Source organism: Nocardia sp. NPDC060259 (assembly GCF_042728775.1).
Lineage (GTDB): Bacteria > Actinomycetota > Actinomycetes > Mycobacteriales > Mycobacteriaceae > Nocardia.
This window is the reverse complement of sequence record NZ_JBHXAY010000046.1, coordinates 35597-50791: the sequence shown is the minus strand read 5'-3', so window position 1 is coordinate 50791 and position 15195 is coordinate 35597. Positions and strand designations below refer to the sequence as shown.

General features: G+C 69.3%; 15 protein-coding genes. 5 read left to right on the top strand and 10 right to left on the bottom strand.

Annotation, left to right across the window (positions count from 1 at the left end; genetic code table 11):
* The first annotated feature begins 528 nt into the window (after positions 1-528).
* A complete protein-coding gene (locus tag ACFWF2_RS18410) occupies positions 529-1329 on the top strand; it encodes an HAD family hydrolase (RefSeq protein ID WP_379308628.1) in 801 nt (266 codons plus the stop codon).
* Between the two features lie 4 nt (positions 1330-1333).
* Here ACFWF2_RS18410 and ACFWF2_RS18405 read toward each other — a convergent pair whose 3' ends face one another.
* Positions 1334-1756 (bottom strand): VOC family protein, encoded by a 423-nt coding sequence (locus tag ACFWF2_RS18405; RefSeq protein WP_379308627.1) that lies wholly within the window; start codon positions 1754-1756, stop codon positions 1334-1336.
* Positions 1757-1846: 90 nt separating this feature from the next.
* On the opposite strand from ACFWF2_RS18405, the gene ACFWF2_RS18400 reads away from it, so the two are divergent.
* On the top strand, positions 1847-2785 hold the full coding sequence (locus ACFWF2_RS18400) for a helix-turn-helix transcriptional regulator (protein WP_379308626.1): 939 nt from the start codon (positions 1847-1849) through the stop codon (positions 2783-2785).
* Between the two features lie 111 nt (positions 2786-2896).
* On the opposite strand, the gene ACFWF2_RS18395 is transcribed toward ACFWF2_RS18400, so the two are convergent.
* Both ACFWF2_RS18395 and ACFWF2_RS18390 read right to left on the bottom strand, forming a co-directional pair.
* On the bottom strand, positions 2897-3589 hold the full coding sequence (locus ACFWF2_RS18395; protein WP_379308625.1) for an SGNH/GDSL hydrolase family protein: 693 nt from the start codon (positions 3587-3589) through the stop codon (positions 2897-2899).
* Between the two features lie 10 nt (positions 3590-3599).
* Complete coding sequence (locus ACFWF2_RS18390; protein ID WP_379308624.1) at positions 3600-5024, bottom strand: MFS transporter; 1425 nt, start codon at positions 5022-5024, stop codon at positions 3600-3602.
* A 102-nt stretch (positions 5025-5126) separates the two neighbouring features.
* On the opposite strand from ACFWF2_RS18390, the gene ACFWF2_RS18385 reads away from it, so the two are divergent.
* Positions 5127-5753 carry a TetR/AcrR family transcriptional regulator gene (locus tag ACFWF2_RS18385; protein WP_379308623.1) on the top strand — a complete coding sequence of 209 codons (627 nt, stop codon included), beginning with the start codon at positions 5127-5129 and terminating at the stop codon, positions 5751-5753.
* A 78-nt stretch (positions 5754-5831) separates the two neighbouring features.
* Here ACFWF2_RS18385 and ACFWF2_RS18380 read toward each other — a convergent pair whose 3' ends face one another.
* The 7 genes from ACFWF2_RS18380 to ACFWF2_RS18350 form a co-directional block, all read right to left on the bottom strand.
* On the bottom strand, positions 5832-6791 hold the full coding sequence (locus ACFWF2_RS18380) for a hypothetical protein (RefSeq protein ID WP_379308622.1): 960 nt from the start codon (positions 6789-6791) through the stop codon (positions 5832-5834).
* Between the two features lie 105 nt (positions 6792-6896).
* A complete protein-coding gene (locus ACFWF2_RS18375; protein WP_379308621.1) occupies positions 6897-7319 on the bottom strand; it encodes a VOC family protein in 423 nt (140 codons plus the stop codon).
* A 32-nt stretch (positions 7320-7351) separates the two neighbouring features.
* Complete coding sequence (locus tag ACFWF2_RS18370; RefSeq protein WP_379308620.1) at positions 7352-8215, bottom strand: sirohydrochlorin chelatase; 864 nt, start codon at positions 8213-8215, stop codon at positions 7352-7354.
* Positions 8212-9510 carry a sulfate adenylyltransferase subunit 1 gene (locus ACFWF2_RS18365; RefSeq protein WP_379308619.1) on the bottom strand — a complete coding sequence of 433 codons (1299 nt, stop codon included), beginning with the start codon at positions 9508-9510 and terminating at the stop codon, positions 8212-8214. Before ACFWF2_RS18365 ends, ACFWF2_RS18370 begins: the two co-directional genes overlap by 4 nt.
* On the bottom strand, positions 9510-10487 hold the full coding sequence (cysD, locus tag ACFWF2_RS18360) for a sulfate adenylyltransferase subunit CysD (protein ID WP_379308618.1): 978 nt from the start codon (positions 10485-10487) through the stop codon (positions 9510-9512). Before cysD ends, ACFWF2_RS18365 begins: the two co-directional genes overlap by 1 nt.
* Positions 10466-11185 carry a phosphoadenylyl-sulfate reductase gene (locus ACFWF2_RS18355; protein ID WP_379308617.1) on the bottom strand — a complete coding sequence of 240 codons (720 nt, stop codon included), beginning with the start codon at positions 11183-11185 and terminating at the stop codon, positions 10466-10468. Before ACFWF2_RS18355 ends, cysD begins: the two co-directional genes overlap by 22 nt.
* Before the next feature lie 20 nt (positions 11186-11205).
* Positions 11206-12999 (bottom strand): nitrite/sulfite reductase, encoded by a 1794-nt coding sequence (locus ACFWF2_RS18350; RefSeq protein ID WP_379308616.1) that lies wholly within the window; start codon positions 12997-12999, stop codon positions 11206-11208.
* Positions 13000-13435: 436 nt separating this feature from the next.
* On the opposite strand from ACFWF2_RS18350, the gene ACFWF2_RS18345 reads away from it, so the two are divergent.
* Both ACFWF2_RS18345 and hemW read left to right on the top strand, forming a co-directional pair.
* A complete protein-coding gene (locus ACFWF2_RS18345; RefSeq protein WP_379308615.1) occupies positions 13436-13864 on the top strand; it encodes an SgcJ/EcaC family oxidoreductase in 429 nt (142 codons plus the stop codon).
* Positions 13865-13966: 102 nt separating this feature from the next.
* The gene (gene hemW, locus ACFWF2_RS18340; RefSeq protein WP_379308632.1) at positions 13967-15154 is read left to right on the top strand and encodes a radical SAM family heme chaperone HemW; all 1188 of its coding nucleotides are present in this window, start codon (positions 13967-13969) and stop codon (positions 15152-15154) included.
* Positions 15155-15195 lie beyond the last annotated feature (41 nt).

Sequence of the window (15195 nt, the reverse complement as noted above, 5' to 3'; positions counted from 1 at the left end):
GCCATCGTCCCTGTGCGGAACGATGGCGAGCGGCATGGTGGCGGCGGAATAGCCCGCGTCGCCGGGTGACTGGGCGATACGCAGTGCATAGCCACCCACACCCCTGCCGGCGGACCCGGTGGATCGGTCGCTGTACCCGCTGGATGACCCGGTCAACTCCACCGAGCGCTCAGCCAAGGTGCCGGAATCGTCTGCGGTACGACCTGCGGTCATTCACATCAACAGGGGCACACCAGGGTCGATGATTCGGTTGCGACTGCCTCGGTGGAGGCGCGACCCGCAGCGTTTCCGGAAGTGCCTGTAGGACAACCGATGTAGAGGTGCGTGCTCAATCGCAGATGGCAGGTCTGCGCCGACTCTCACGGGACGGCTCTCGTGCTCTCCAGCGGCTGTGGATCGGCGTCGGGCGGTCGTGCAGCTGAGGCAGTGGGGACCGGGATACCGAAGGGGAGTGATCGATCGGCAATTGTTGCTGGTAGCGGTGGGAAATATCGCGTGGGTGTCGGTGGGGGCGGGCACAATAGGCTGATGGCAGGACTCGGGGGAGCGCCGAAATTGATTGCGCTCGATGTGGACGGAACTCTGTTGGCGACGGGGTTCGCGATCAGTGCGCGGGTCGCGGCGGCGGTGGGGGCCGCGGTGGCGGCGGGAGCGCATGTCGTGGTGACGACCGGCCGCACCGTGCTCACGACGCGGCCGGTACTGAAGGAATTGGGGCTCACCGAAGGGCACGCATTGTGTTCCAACGGGGCCGTGCACGTGGACGTCGCGCGCGGTGAACCGGTCGCGGTGCAGTCGTTCGATCCGGGGCCGGCCGTACTGGCCTTGCGCGCACTGTTTCCCGACATGATCTTCGCGGCCGAACGGGTGGGCGAGGGCGTCTGGGCGACCGGCCACGGACCGGGGGAGTTCTCCATCGGCGAGTTCCAGTTGGTCGACCATCACATGCTGAGCAGTGTGCCGACGCCACGGCTCAACGGCTGGTGGCCCGGTGGAAGCGCCGAGGAGATGGTGCGGTTGCTCGCCTCGCTGGTGGTACCCGACACCTCGTGGGTGCACGGCGAATTCGGCCCCTGGCTCACCGTGTCCCGGCGCGGGGTGTCCAAAGGCTGGGCGCTCGAACGACTCCGGCGCTCCCTTGGCGTCGAACCGGAGGCCACGCTGGCCATCGGCGACGGCTTCAACGATCGCGAGATGCTGCGCTGGGCGGCGCATTCGGTCGCGATGGCGGGCTCGCCCGACGCGGTGCTCGCCCTGGCCGACGAGGTGACCGGCGACGTCGCCGAGGACGGTGTCGCCACCGTCCTCGAGCGCTGGTTCGCCGCCTGACCTGTCAGGCCGAGGCCGCCGCAGCCCGGTCGGCGGTCATCGCGACGAAATGCGGGTTGCTCATGATCCCGAGGACATTGCCGAACGGATCGAGCACCGCCGCGGTCGCGAACCCCGCACCCTCACCGCGCTCGGTGATCGGCTCGTACTCGGTGGCGCCCAGCTCGAGCAGTCGGGCGAAGGTGGCGGCGAGGTCCTCGACATGCCAGAACACGACACCGCCGCCACCGGGGGCGTTGCGCGCCCCCGCGGGAGCGTAGGCGCGATTGATGATGCCGAGTTCGGCCTGCATCGGCCCGACCCGGAACTCGTAGTAGCCGCCCGGCACCTCGTAATACGGTGCGATGCCGAGGAATTCGGCGTACCAGTCCTTGGCGGCGGTGAGGTCGTCGGCGTAGTACGTGGTGGTGGCCATTCCGCGCAGCATGTCTGCTCCTGTGTCGTCGTTGTGGTGAGGACAACTCTGCCAGCCAAAGTGCTCACCGAATGAGCACTTTGTTCGGCAGAATCATCGAGTATGCGAGCGGACAGATTGGTAGCCACCCTGCTGTTGATGCAGGCGCGTGGCCGGGTGACGGCCGCCGAGGTCGCCACCGAACTCGAGGTGTCGGTCGCGACCGCGCGCCGCGACCTGGAGGCATTGTCGGCGGCGGGCATCCCGGTGTATCCCCAGGCCGGGCGCGGTGGCGGCTGGTCGCTGATCGGCGGCGCCCGCACCGACCTGTCCGGGCTGACAGCGGGTGAGACGCGGGCCCTGTTCCTGCTGGCAGGCCCGGCGGCGCAGGCCGCACCCGAGCTGAAGTCCGCACTGCGCAAACTGGTGCGGGCGCTGCCGCACACCTTCCGGGAGGACGCGGCCGCCGCGGCCGATGCGGTCGTCGTCGATCCCGCCCGCTGGGGCCGTCCGGATCCGGAACCGCCTGCCGCGCTGTCACTACTGCAGCAGGCGGTGGTGGACCGCCGCCGGGCGCGCATCGAATACGTGCGATCAGGGGAGCGCACCGTCCGCACGGTAAGCCCCTGGGGACTCGTGGAGAAGGAAACGGTCTGGTACCTGATCGCGGGCACCGACCGCGGCCGCCGGACCTTCCGCCTCGACCGGATCGGCGAGGTCACCGTTCTCGACGAAACAGCCGACCGCCCTGTGGATTTCGATCTTCAGGCCGAGTGGTCGCAGATCGTCACCCGGATGGAGGAGCGTCGCGCCGCCGTGGCCGCCACGGTCCTCGTCTCCGCCGCACTGGCACCGATCCTGGCCGATCAGCAGGGCCGCAACTGCACCCTGCTCGGGCCCGCGGACGATGGCCGGATCCGCGCCGAGATCTCGGCCGACACCGCGAAGATGGTCGCCCGGCAACTGGCGGGTTGGGGCGCCGACGTGGAAGTCGTCGGGCCGCCGGAAGTCCGGGCGGAACTCGTCGCCCTTGGCACCGAGCTGGTGCGTGGCAACAGCTGACCGGACCGCGGAACCGGCTGCGCGATGCAGCCGGTTCCAGGCTGGGTGGAAGCGCCTGCGGGTCAGGACCGCGCGGGGCGGCGACCAGGCGCACTTCGCCGTCGATGCCCGCTAGGCGCGATCGAGTCGTCCGGCCAGGGCGTGGACGACCGCACTCGCCGCCACCGCGTGCCCGCTCATCGTGAAATGGATGAGGTCGGCACTCATCAGATCGGCGCGCGTGCGCACCGGGTGATCCCAGAACTCCGTGAGCACCGCATCGTATTCTGCTGCTACCGACCGGATCACGTCGTTCATGGCGGCCATCCGCGGCCGCATCGCGCGCATCGGCGCCATCCGCTCGATCTCCCAGACGTCGGCCACTGTGAACGCGGACACCTGGGCCCCCGCCTCCGTCAGCGCCGCGAACATCGCGGACAGGTTCTCCCGCAGCAGGCCCAGATCGCCGCCTGCCTCGAACAGATCGTTTCCGCCGCAGCTGACGTGCACGAGATCCGGTGCGAATTCCAGGATCTCGGGCAGCTGGCGTTCGCGAACCTGGGTACTGGTGGCGCCGATCCGCCCGGTATTGCGATAGGCCAGTGCGGGATTGACCGCGGACAAAATGGCCGCGACCCGGTCCGCCCAGCCGGTGGACGCGTAGCCGGGGCTCGGGTCGCCGGTGCCCGCGGCGAACGAGTCGCCCAGCACCGCGAAACGCTGCCACGGTGCACCGCGCAGCAGCGCGACGGCCTCGTCGGGGGAGATCAGCAGCGGGTCGTCGGCCTCGGTGAACTGCGCGGACAACGGTGTGGTGGAAGACATCTCGAAACTCCTAGCTCTGGTCGGCCGTACGGGCGTGCGACGGCACGGCGAGCAGCAGGGCTACCGCGACGCCGATCACCGCGCACACGGTGAACAGGGTGTGGAAGGCGCGCACGGCGTCGTCGGGGACGGCGGTGAAGACGGCGGCGAGCATCGCGACACCGAGCGCGCCACCTCCCTGCCGGGCGGTCACCGTCATGCCGATGCCCGCCGCGAACTGTTGCGGAGGAACCGAACTCGCGGCCGCGGTGCCGAGCACCGTAATGACGATGCCGATGCCGCCACCGCCGAGCAGCCCGGCGGGAACCCACGCCGACCACAGCGCCGGGTCGGGTCCGAACGCGTCGGTGCTCATCCACACCAGCGCGGCCGTGTACATCAGCGCGCCGACCACCCCGGCCCAGCGCTGACCCTGCGGTGTGGTGATCCGGCCGGCGAGTACCGAGGTCACCATGGCGGCCACCGCGCCGACGGTGAGCGCCGCCGCCGACTCGAGCACCGAATAGCCCCAGAGTGTGTCCAGGAACATCGGCCCCGCGAGCAGCCAGGCGAACATCGTCGCACCGAAGAGGAACGAACCCGCGTTGGCGAACGCGAATTGCCGGTTCCGCCACAGTGATACGGCCACCGCCGGTTCAGGGTGCCGCGTCGAGCGGACCAGCGCGAACACCACGAGCGCGGTGCCGCCGATCAGTGCGAGCAGCGTGCCCGGTGCGGTCCATCCCCAGCTCTGGCCTTCGGTGACCGCGGCGATGACGGCACCGAGGCCGAGCGCGACGGCGAGGATGCCGACCGGATCGGGCAGCGCGGAGTCGCGGCGCGTGTCGTCGACGACGGGCAGGCGCAGCCCCGGCACGATCAGCGCGATCGCGATCGGCACGTTGACGAGGAAGACCGCGCGCCAGCCGAGACTCTCGACGAGCGCGCCGCCGACCGCCGGACCGACCACCGCGGCGAATCCGCCCGCGGCCGACCAGGCGCCGATGGCCGAGCCGATCTTCTCCCGCGGCGTGGCCGCCAGGACCAGACCGAGCGCGGCGGGCACCATGAACGCCGCTGTCATGCCCTGCAGGACGCGACCGGCGATGAGCCAGCCCGCGCCGGGTGCGAGCCCGCACAGCAGCGAGGTGAGCGCGAAGCCCGCCAGCGCCAGCGCGAACAGCCTGCGCCGTCCGAGCGCGTCGGCGAGGCGGCCCGCCGGGGTGAGCAGCGCGGCGAAGGCGACCGCGTAGCCGCTGACGATCCAGGTCAGGGTGTTGGTCGGGGTGCCGGGGTAGGTGGTCGCGATGGTCGGGAACGCGATGTTGACGACGGACAGATCGAGAAAGGCGATGAACGCGGCGCCCGAGGCTACGGCCAGGGTGCGGCCCGCTGCGCCGGTGTCGGCCGTCGTGCTGGTCGGTGGATCTTCGGGCCGCGCGGAAACGTCGGTCATGGGGAGTCCTTTGCAGGAGAGAAATAAGAACGTACGATCGTTCGTAGGTAAAAGTACGACCGATCGTTCACTCATGCAAGAGGCGGTGGAACAATGGTTTCCATGACCCAGCTGACCGAGCCCGGCGATCAACGACTGGCCAAGGGTGCCCGCGCCAGGGCGACCATCGCGCGCCGCGCCGCCGAACTCGCCTCCATCGAGGGGCTGGACGGTCTCAGTATCGGCATGCTCGCCACCGACTTGGGCATCAGCAAGAGCGGCATCGCCACGCTGTTCGGCACCAAGGAAGCGCTCCAGCTGGCCGCCGTGCAGGCCGCCCGTGACGTGTTCATCGAACAGGTCATCGCGCCGAGCCTGCGCGAACCGCGCGGCATCGGCCGGATCCGGACGTTGATCGATCGATGGTTCGCCCATATCGACGAACCGCCCTTCCCCGGCGGCTGCTTCCGCGTCGCCACGCTGACCGAATTCAGCAGCAAGTCCGGCCCGATCCACGACGCCGTGGTCGCCGATCGTGACGAGTGGTTGGCTCTGTTGGCCGACGAGGTTCGCAAGGCGCAGGAACTGGGCGACTTCGCCGGCGCCGACCCCGAGCTCCTGGTGTTCGAGCTCGACGCGGTCGTGAGTGCCGCCAATATCGCCCGCCAGATCGGTGATTCCGCGCGAGTCGACGCCGCCCGGTCCATCGCGACCCGACTCCTGTCCCCGGGGCCGACCGGTACCGCCTGATTCCAGATCCGGGGGGATGAACGCGGACGGCGCCGGTACCCATGTCGGGTAGCAGCGCCGTCGTGCGGGGAACGTTGTTCAGTGGTGGTGTGCGTGCTGCGGCGCGGCAACGCCCGCGGTCAGGGTGAACGCGGCGGTGCGGACGACATCGCCGTGCTGGAAGTCGAGGAACAACCGGTAGGTGCCCGGACCGGGAACCGCTGTGTGGAAGGTGATCTCCGGTCCCGCCGGGGTGATCCCGTCGCCCGGTTCGCCAGTGGGGTGCACGTGCACGTAGGCGAGATCGCCTGCCCGCAGGATCACGAGGTGGCCGAAGGCGGCCAGGTAGGGCTGCAGATCTGTCACCGGCACACCGTCTTTGCGCACGGTCAGCGTCAGCAGGTCGCCCTCGGTGCGCAACTCGCCGTCCACGGTCACCTCGTAGCCGTCTACCTCCGTGGTCCGGTCGACCACCGGAACCGGCTGCGGCGCATAGTGACCCGCGATGGCGAGATCTGCGCCGAGGGTGATCGTCCGGCCGAGGGCGCGCGGCGCGATGTCGGTGAACACGCGGTAGGCGCCCGCCTCCGGCAGGTCGAGGCGGATCACCCAGGTGCCATCGGCCTCGCGCACCGGATGGACGTGCCAGAACCCCGTCAGCTCCCGCCGCGCGACGATCAGATGCAGTTCGCGATCGTGAATCGGATCGAACTCGGTGACCGCGGTCCCGTCCGGCCCGAGGATCCGGAACCGGAAGTCGATACCACCCGGCTCGGCGATCGTGGTCTCGAGATCGAGCGTGTACCCGTCCTGGGTGACCAGCAGGCCGCCGGGGGCTCCCGCGGCGTGGCCCGCGTGGGCGTCACCGTGGCCTGCGTGCTCGTCGACGGGGGTGTGCTCGGGTGCGGCGTGCCTGCCGTGATGCTGGTGTGCCGCATGGCCGTCGGTATCGGTTCCGTGCCCGGCGTGGTTGTCCTGGTGTCCCGCGTGCGCGGGCTGGGTCGCGGTGTCAGCGTGACCGGCGTGGGTGTGGTGTCCGGCGTGGGCGTTGGTGCTCATCGTTTTCGCCTCTCAGTTCGCTGTGCTTCTGACAGGAAATGTATACCCCTAGGGGGTATGCAGTAAAGGCGATGGCCTGTGAACTGGGTCACGCGTGGAGTGAGGTTAAGCGGCGGGGGATCCCGACGACGTGGGACGCGGGCGATGCGCACGAACGTCCACGGGACGCCCATCGGGATCGTGCGCCGTCATCGTCCATTGCGTGGGCAGCGTCTCGATCGGTCCCACCGGCCATCCGGCCTCCAGGATCCGATCGCGCACCGCGCGCAGTTGGGCATGATTCCCTACTCGCAGACCCCAACCTCCCCGGCCCAGCGGGTCGGTGTCGGTGCGCGGAAGGGTCGCGGTTTCGACGATCATCAGGTGGTCGTTGCCGCCGACGTCGACCACCGCTATCCGGGGATCGAACGGAGTCGCCGCGCGCTCGAAAGCGAGTACCGCCCCGAGCAAGTCGGTGTAGAACGCCACGAGCCGGTCGAGGTCGGCAGTGGCGAGCGTCAGATGATTGATTCCGAGAAGATCGGGCATGGTCGGCCCCACTGTAGTGCGGCCGCGGAAACTCAGGCGGTGAGTTCGAGCTCCGCCGCGATCGAGCTGTCGTAGCGCGCCCAGACCACGTCGGTCAGCGCGGAGTGCGCCCCGATGACGCCCGCGTGCACGACATCGGGTGCCGCGGCGACGAGCCGATCGGTGAGCAGCCCGGGCGCGAGGAACCACGGTGCCACCACGATCCGCTCGGCACCACGGGCCCGCAGCCGGTCGATCGCGCCGCTGATACCGGGTTCTACTGTCGCGAAGCACATTTCGGCGCGGAGCCCGGTTCGGGTCGCCAATCGTCTCGCTACCGCGGCGGTCCGCCGATTGGCGGCCGCGTCTCGCGATCCGACCGCGGCGACTGCCACGCCCAGCGATCCCGCGTGCCCCTCCGCCGGACCGAACCCCCCTGGGAGACAGCCGGTTATGCCGAAGGAGTGCGCCGGTATCCGGTCCGCGCGCGGTGGGACGGAGGTGGCCGCGTCGATCCGATCGGCCAGCGCGTCGATCAGTCGCGGGTCGGCGCCGAGAACGTCGGCCTGCGTGAGCTGCAGTCGGGGATGACGGCGACCCGCATCGGCGAGCAGCGCGGGCAGGTCGACGCGGGCGTGGAAAGCGTTGCCGAGCAGAAGAGGAACGACGATCGCCTCGGTGTGTCCCTGGGCGGCGAGGTCGTCGACGACCTGGTCCACCGAGGGCGCGCTCAGATCGAGGAACGCGAGCCGGACGGTGAGATCCGGTCGGGCAGCGGCGATTTCGGCGACTGCGGCCGCCATCGTCGCCGCCGAACGCGGATCGCGGCTGCCGTGGGCGACCGCGATCAGCGCGGGCTCGCCACCGCCGCGCGGCGCCACAGCGGGGCCGCGCAGCGGGGCGAGCGTGCGATTCATCGGACCGCGGTACCGACCTCGACGGAGGTCAGCACATCGCCGACCAGGCCCGCGGCGAGGGTGTTGCCACCGGCGGGGTCGATCAGCAGGAACGACCCGGTGTGCCGGTTGGTGCGGTAGTCGTCGGCCGGGATCGGCTCGGCCAGCCGCAGCGAGACCCGGCCGATGTCGTTGAGCTCCAACGACTCCGGGCTCTCCTGCGCGGTCAGGGTCTGCTCGTCGAAGCGCTCGACGAGCGCGCCGACGATGGCCTGGGTGGTCTTGGCGCCGTGCTTGAGCAGCAGCCGCGCGCCGGGGCGCAGTGCCTTGTCGCCGAGCCAGCAGACGGTCGCGTCGAAGGTATCGATCGGCTCCGGCGCGTCGGCCGGGGAGGCGATGATATCGCCGCGCGAGATGTCGACCTCGTCGGCGAGCAGCAGCGTGACACTGCGACCCACCTGCGCGACCGCCAGCTCACCGTCGGGGGTGTCGACGCGCTCGACGGTGGTTCGCTTGCCAGAGGGCAGCACCACGATCTCGTCGCCGGGGGAGACCGAACCGGCCGCGATCTGACCCGCGTAGCCGCGGTAGTCGGGGTACTCGGCGGTGCGCGGACGGATCACGTACTGCACGGGGAAACGCAGGCCGAGCGCGTGCGTGCCGGTCGAATCCGCGTCCACCGGAACCGATTCCAGGTGCTCGATGAGCGAGGGACCGTCGTAGTACGGGGTGTTGGCCGACCGGCTGGCGATGTTGTCACCGTGCAGCGCGGACACCGGGATCTCGAGGACGTCCTCGTCGGCCCAGCCCAGCTTCGAGGTGAGGGTGTTGAACTCGGACGAGATCTCGGCGAACACCTCGGCCGGGTTGTCGACCAGGTCGATCTTGTTCACGGCCAGCACCAGCTTCGGCACGCCGAGCAGCGCCAGCACGGCGGCGTGGCGGCGGGTCTGCTCGATGACGCCCTTGCGCGCGTCGACCAGCAGGATCACCAGCTGCGCGGTGGACGCGCCGGAGACCGTGTTGCGGGTGTACTGCACGTGCCCCGGGGTGTCGGCGAGCACGAAAGAGCGCTTGGGCGTGGCGAAGTAGCGGTACGCCACGTCGATGGTGATGCCCTGCTCACGCTCGGCGCGCAGACCGTCGACGAGCAGCGACAGGTCGGGGGTCGACAGACCCTTGTCGACCGAGGCGCGGGTGACGGCGTCGATCTGATCGGCCAGCACGGACTTCGTGTCGTAGAGCAGCCGTCCGACCAGGGTTGACTTGCCGTCGTCGACAGAACCGGCGGTGGCCAGCCTCAATAGGTCGGACATCAGAAATAACCCTCTCGCTTGCGGTCTTCCATCGCGGCCTCGGACACACGGTCGTCGCCGCGAGTAGCACCACGTTCGGTCAGTCGGGACGCGGCGACCTCGGCCAGGATGGCCTCGTTGTCGGCGGCGTCGGAGATGATGGCGCCGGTCGTCGAGCCGTCGCCGACGGTGCGGTAGCGCACCGACCGGGTCTCGAGCACCTCGTTGTCGTTCGGGCCGCCCCACACACCGGGGGTCATCCACATGCCGTCACGCTGGTACACCGGACGCTCGTGGGCGTAGTAGATGCTGGCCAGATCGATGTCCTCGCGGGCGATGTAGCGCCAGATGTCGAGCTCGGTCCAGTTGCTCAGCGGGAACACGCGCACGTGCTCACCGGGTGCGTGCTTGCCGTTGTAGAGGTTCCACAGCTCGGGACGCTGACGCTTCGGATCCCACTGGCCGAAGGCGTTGCGCAGCGAGAAGATCCGCTCCTTGGCGCGCGAACGCTCCTCGTCGCGCCGGCCGCCGCCGAAGACCGCGTCGAAGCGGTGCTCGGTGATGGCGTCGAGCAGCGGGACGGTCTGCAGCGGGTTGCGGATGCCGTCGGGACGCTCGGTGAGGCGACCGTCGGCCAGGTACTCCTCGACCGAGGCCACGTGCAGGCGCAAGCCGTACTTGTCCACCACCTTGTCGCGGAACTCGAGCACCTCGTCCAGGTTGTGCCCGGTGTCGACGTGCAGCAGCGCGAACGGCAGCGGCGCGGGCCAGAAGGCCTTGAGCGCCAGATGCAGCAGCACCGTGGAGTCCTTGCCGCCGGAGAACAGGATCACCGGCCGCTCGAACTCGCCCGCGACCTCACGGAAGATGTGGATCGCCTCGGACTCCAGCGCCGCGAGGGTGTCGAACTCGGTCAGGCCGAGGTCGCGTTCGGTGGTGTCGGTACTCACAGGCTCACTCCCGGTGGTGGTGATGGTCATGATTGGTGCAATCCGCATTCGGTCTTGGCGAGGCCGGCCCAGCGGCCACTGCGCGGATCGGACCCCGGCTCGGGCTTGCGCGTGCACGGTGCGCAGCCGATGGACGGGTAGCCCTCCTCCACCAGGGGATTGACGAGGATGCCGTTGGCCTCGATGTAGGCCTGCATCTCGTCGTCGGACCACGGTGCGATCGGGTTGATCTTCACCAGGCCGAAGGCTTCGTCGAAGGAGATCAGCGGCGCGTTGGCGCGGGTGGGCGCCTCGACCCGGCGGATGCCGGTGATCCACGCGTTGTAGCCGGCCAGCGACTTCTTCAGCGGAACGACCTTGCGCAGCCTGCAGCATTCGGCGGCGTCACGGGCGAACAGATCCTTGCCGAGCAGCTCGTCCTGCTCGGCGACGCTGTGCTCGGGACGCACGTTCACCACGTTCACCCCGTACACGGCCTCGACCGCGTCGCGGGTGCCGATGGTCTCGGCGAAGTGGTAGCCGGTGTCGAGGAACAGCACGTCGACGCCGGGACGGGTCTGCGCGGCCAGGTGCACCAGCACGCCGTCCTGCATGTTCGAGGCGACGATGTAGTTGTTGCCGAACGTGCGGTCGGTCCAGGCGATCAGGTCGGCGGCCGAGGCCTCGGTGCCCAGTTCGGCCGCGCCCTGCTCGGCGATGGCGCGCAACTCGTCTTCGGACAGCTTCGCGGCGAGATTCGTTGTCACTGTGGGGATCTCCTCATCGACTATCGGAGGTCGGCCTCGTCGGCGCGCACTGCCCACACCGCGAAACGTTCACCGGATTCCCGGTTCTTGACGAAGTTGCGGACGACGCGATCGATGTAGTCGCCGAGCTCGACGCTGGTCACCTTGTGCTGACGCAGCTTCCGGCCGAACCCGCTGTCCAGGCCGAGGCTGCCACCCAGGTGAACCTGGAAACCCTCGACCTGATTCCCGTTGCCGTCGTCGACGAGCTGGCCCTTGAAGCCGATGTCGGCGATCTGGGACCGGCCGCACGAGTTCGGGCAGCCGTTGATGTTGATGGTGATCGGCACGTCCAGCTCGGCGTTGATGTCGGCCAGGCGCTGCTCGAGCTCCGGCGCCAGCACCTGCGAGCGCTTGCGGGTCTCGACGAAGGACAGCTTGCAGAACTCGATGCCGCTGCAGGCGAGCAGGTTTCGCCGCCAGATCGACGGACGGGCCTGCAGGCCGAGCGGTTCCAGCTCGTCGATCAGCGCGTCGACCTGGTCGTCGGCGATGTCGAGGATGATCAGCTTCTGGTACGGGGTGAACCGGATCCGGTCCGAGCCGTACTTCTCGGCGGCGTCGGCGACCTTGCTCAGGATGGTGCCCGAGACGCGACCGGCGATGGGGGAGAAGCCGACGGCGTTGAGACCGTTGCGCAGCTTTTGCACGCCGACGTGGTCGATCGGCTTGGCCGGCTGCTCCGGCGCGGGACCGTCGATCAGCTTGCGCTTCAGGTACTCGTCCTCGAGCACCTGACGGAACTTCTCGATGCCCCAGTCCTTGATCAGGAACTTCAGGCGGGCCTTGGTGCGCAGGCGGCGGTAGCCGTAGTCGCGGAACAGCGAGACGACGGCTTCCCACACGTCGGGAACCTCGTCGAGCGGCACCCACGCGCCGACCCGCTTGGCCAGCATCGGGTTGGTCGACAGGCCACCGCCGACCCACAGGTCGAGGCCGGGGCCGTGCTCGGGGTGGTTCACGCCGACGAAGGCGACGTCGTTGATCTCGTGCACCACGTCCTGCTGACCCGAGATCGCGGTCTTGAACTTGCGGGGAAGGTTGGAGTACTCCTTCTTCCCGATGTAGCGCTTGACGATCTCGTCGATCGCCCAGGTCGGGTCGATGATCTCGTCGAGGGACTCACCGGCCAGCGGCGAACCGAGGACAACACGCGGGCAGTCGCCGCACGCCTCGGTGGTGTGCAGGCCGACCGATTCCAGCCGCCGCCAGATCTCCGGGACGTTCTCGACCTCGATCCAGTGGTACTGGACGTTCTCGCGGTCCGAGAGGTCGGCGGTGTCGCGACCGAACTCGGTGGAGATCTGGCCGATGGTGCGCAGCTGGGCGGCATTGAGCGCGCCCGCGTCGCAGCGCACCCGCATCATGAAGTACTTGGCTTCGAGGATGTCGATGTTGTCGTCGTCGGTCCAGGTGCCGTCGTAGCCCTCTTCGCGCTGGGTGTAGAGACCCCACCAGCGGAAACGGCCGCGCAGATCGGCCTTGTCGATCGAGTCGAAGCCGCCCTTGGCGTAGATGTTCTCGATGCGCGCGCGCACGTTGAGCGGGTTGTCGTCCTTCTTGGACTGCTCGTTCGGGTTCAGCGGCTCGCGGTAGCCGAGGGCCCACTGGCCTTCGGAGCGGCGGCGGACCGGCTTGCCGGTGCGCTCGCGCGGCGCGACGGGGGCTTCGCTGCGCGGCCGATCGGGCCGCACGCGGCGTTCGGCTGCCGGGCGCTCGGGGCGGGCCTGCGCCGTCGACTGTTCGGTCGAAGCGGCGTCGGTGCTCGACGTCATGTGGGGTCGCTCCTGCGGGGTGGGTGGTACATCCGTGCTGAAGGCGCGAGGGGCTGGCTCGCGTCAGGTGGTCAGCGGGCCGATGAAAGTCGATGGCACCGGGGGGAAACCCGGGCGTGGACGCCGCTGCGCTACCGGGGGAAACCGGGCCGACAGCAGGCGCTGCAGACACGCTGGAAGTCGACGTGGCGCCGGGCCACGAGTCGTACTCCAGTTGCGTGCATGGGCCTATTGTGCCATGTCAGCCGGGTCGTTCCGACCGCAAGGAGATATTTCCCGCACTTTTGGGGGAAATTCCCTGGACGGCCGTCCCGTTCTGTGACGGGGGTCATAGTTCACCGACCGGAAGCGACCGGTGATTCGTCATGGACCCTCCATGTGCGGTGCGGCACAGCGCATTGACCTGGAGTGTCGTTGAGGTTGCACAGTGGGTCACATGAGCAACGACGTCACCGTGACAGGCCAGACCCCCGGCGAGCTCGACACCGAGCTCGCGGCCATCACCGCCGTAGTCGACACCATCGCCCACGCCCAGGACAACGAACTGATCGACGAGTTCACCGCCGTCTTCCGCGCCGACGCGATCTGGACCACCGGCCACGGCAAGCGGCTGTTCGGGCGGCCCGCGATCGCCGAATTCACCGCCGAGGTGCTGCCCGGAGCGACCACGCACGGTAAGGCGACCTACGAGATCGAACATGTGCTGTTCCTGCGGCCCGATGTCGCCGCCGTCAAGATCCGGCAAAGCTACTTCACCCTCGACGGCGAGCTGTCCGGGCAGGGCACGCCCCTGTACGTGATGACCAAGGAAGACGGCGCCTGGGTCCTCACCGCCAACCAGAACACCCCCGTGGTGACGGACTGACGCGCTGAGTCGCTTGCCGGGCCAAGGGGCCGTGCGGGGCCGTTCACCAGGGCCCGGCAGACTGGAGGGGTGACTACCAGCGCTGCTCCCGGGGCTCCCGGCGTGACACCGGCCGATGCCGATCGGCCGGTGCTGCGCGATTTCGGGGGCGGTGCGTTCGGGGTGTACGTGCATGTCCCGTTCTGTGCGACGCGCTGCGGGTATTGCGACTTCAACACCTATACGGCGGGGGAGCTGGGGACCTCGGCGTCGCCGCAGTCGTGGCTCGAGGCATTGCGCGGCGAGCTGGCGACCGCGGCGGGCGAGTTCGCCGCGTTGCCGAGCGAGACGCCCGCGGTGTCGACCATCTTCGTCGGCGGCGGGACGCCGTCGCTGCTCGGCGGCGACGGGCTGGCCTCGGTCCTCGACGCGGTGCGCGCCAACTTCATCCTGGCGCCCGGGGCCGAGGTGACCACCGAATCCAACCCGGAATCCACCTCGCCCGAGTTCTTCGAGCGCATCCGGGCTGCCGGATACACGCGGGTGTCGCTGGGCATGCAGTCCGCGGCGCAGCATGTGCTGAAGGTGCTCGATCGCACCCATACGCCGGGGCGCGCGGTCGCCGCAGCGAAGGAAGCAAGGGCTGCCGGGTTCGAGCACGTCAACCTGGACCTCATCTACGGCACCCCCGGCGAGACCGATGCCGATCTCGACGCGAGTCTCGATGCCGTGCTGGCCGCCGGTGTCGACCATGTCTCGGCCTACTCCCTGATCGTCGAGGACGGAACCGCCTTGGCGCGCAAGGTCCGTCGCGGTGAACTGCCCGCCCCCGACGACGACGTCCTCGCCGGCCGCTACGAACGCATCGACACCCGCCTGGCGGAGGCGGGCCTGTCCTGGTACGAGGTCTCGAACTGGGCCGCGAACGATGCCGCCCGCTGCCGCCACAACCTCGGCTACTGGGACGGCGGCGACTGGCTCGGCGCCGGACCCGGCGCCCACAGCCACGTCGGCGGTGTTCGCTGGTGGAACGTCAAACACCCCGCTCGCTACGCCGACCGCGTCGCACTCGGTGGCCTTCCCTCCGCAGGCTGGGAAGCCCTCACCGACGACGAGCGCTACACCGAGCACCTCATGCTCACCGTCCGGCTCCGCACCGGGCTCCCGCTCCAGACCCTCGCGCCGTCGGCTCAGCCCGCCCTCGACCGCATCCTCGCCGACGGCCTCGCCGTCATCGCCGACGACCACCTCCTCCTCACCGACCGGGGCCGCCTCCTCGCCGACGGAGTGGTCCGCGACCTGCTCGACTGACCCTCGAAAAACTGGTTTCCATGCCGCGCGGACCGTGGCAC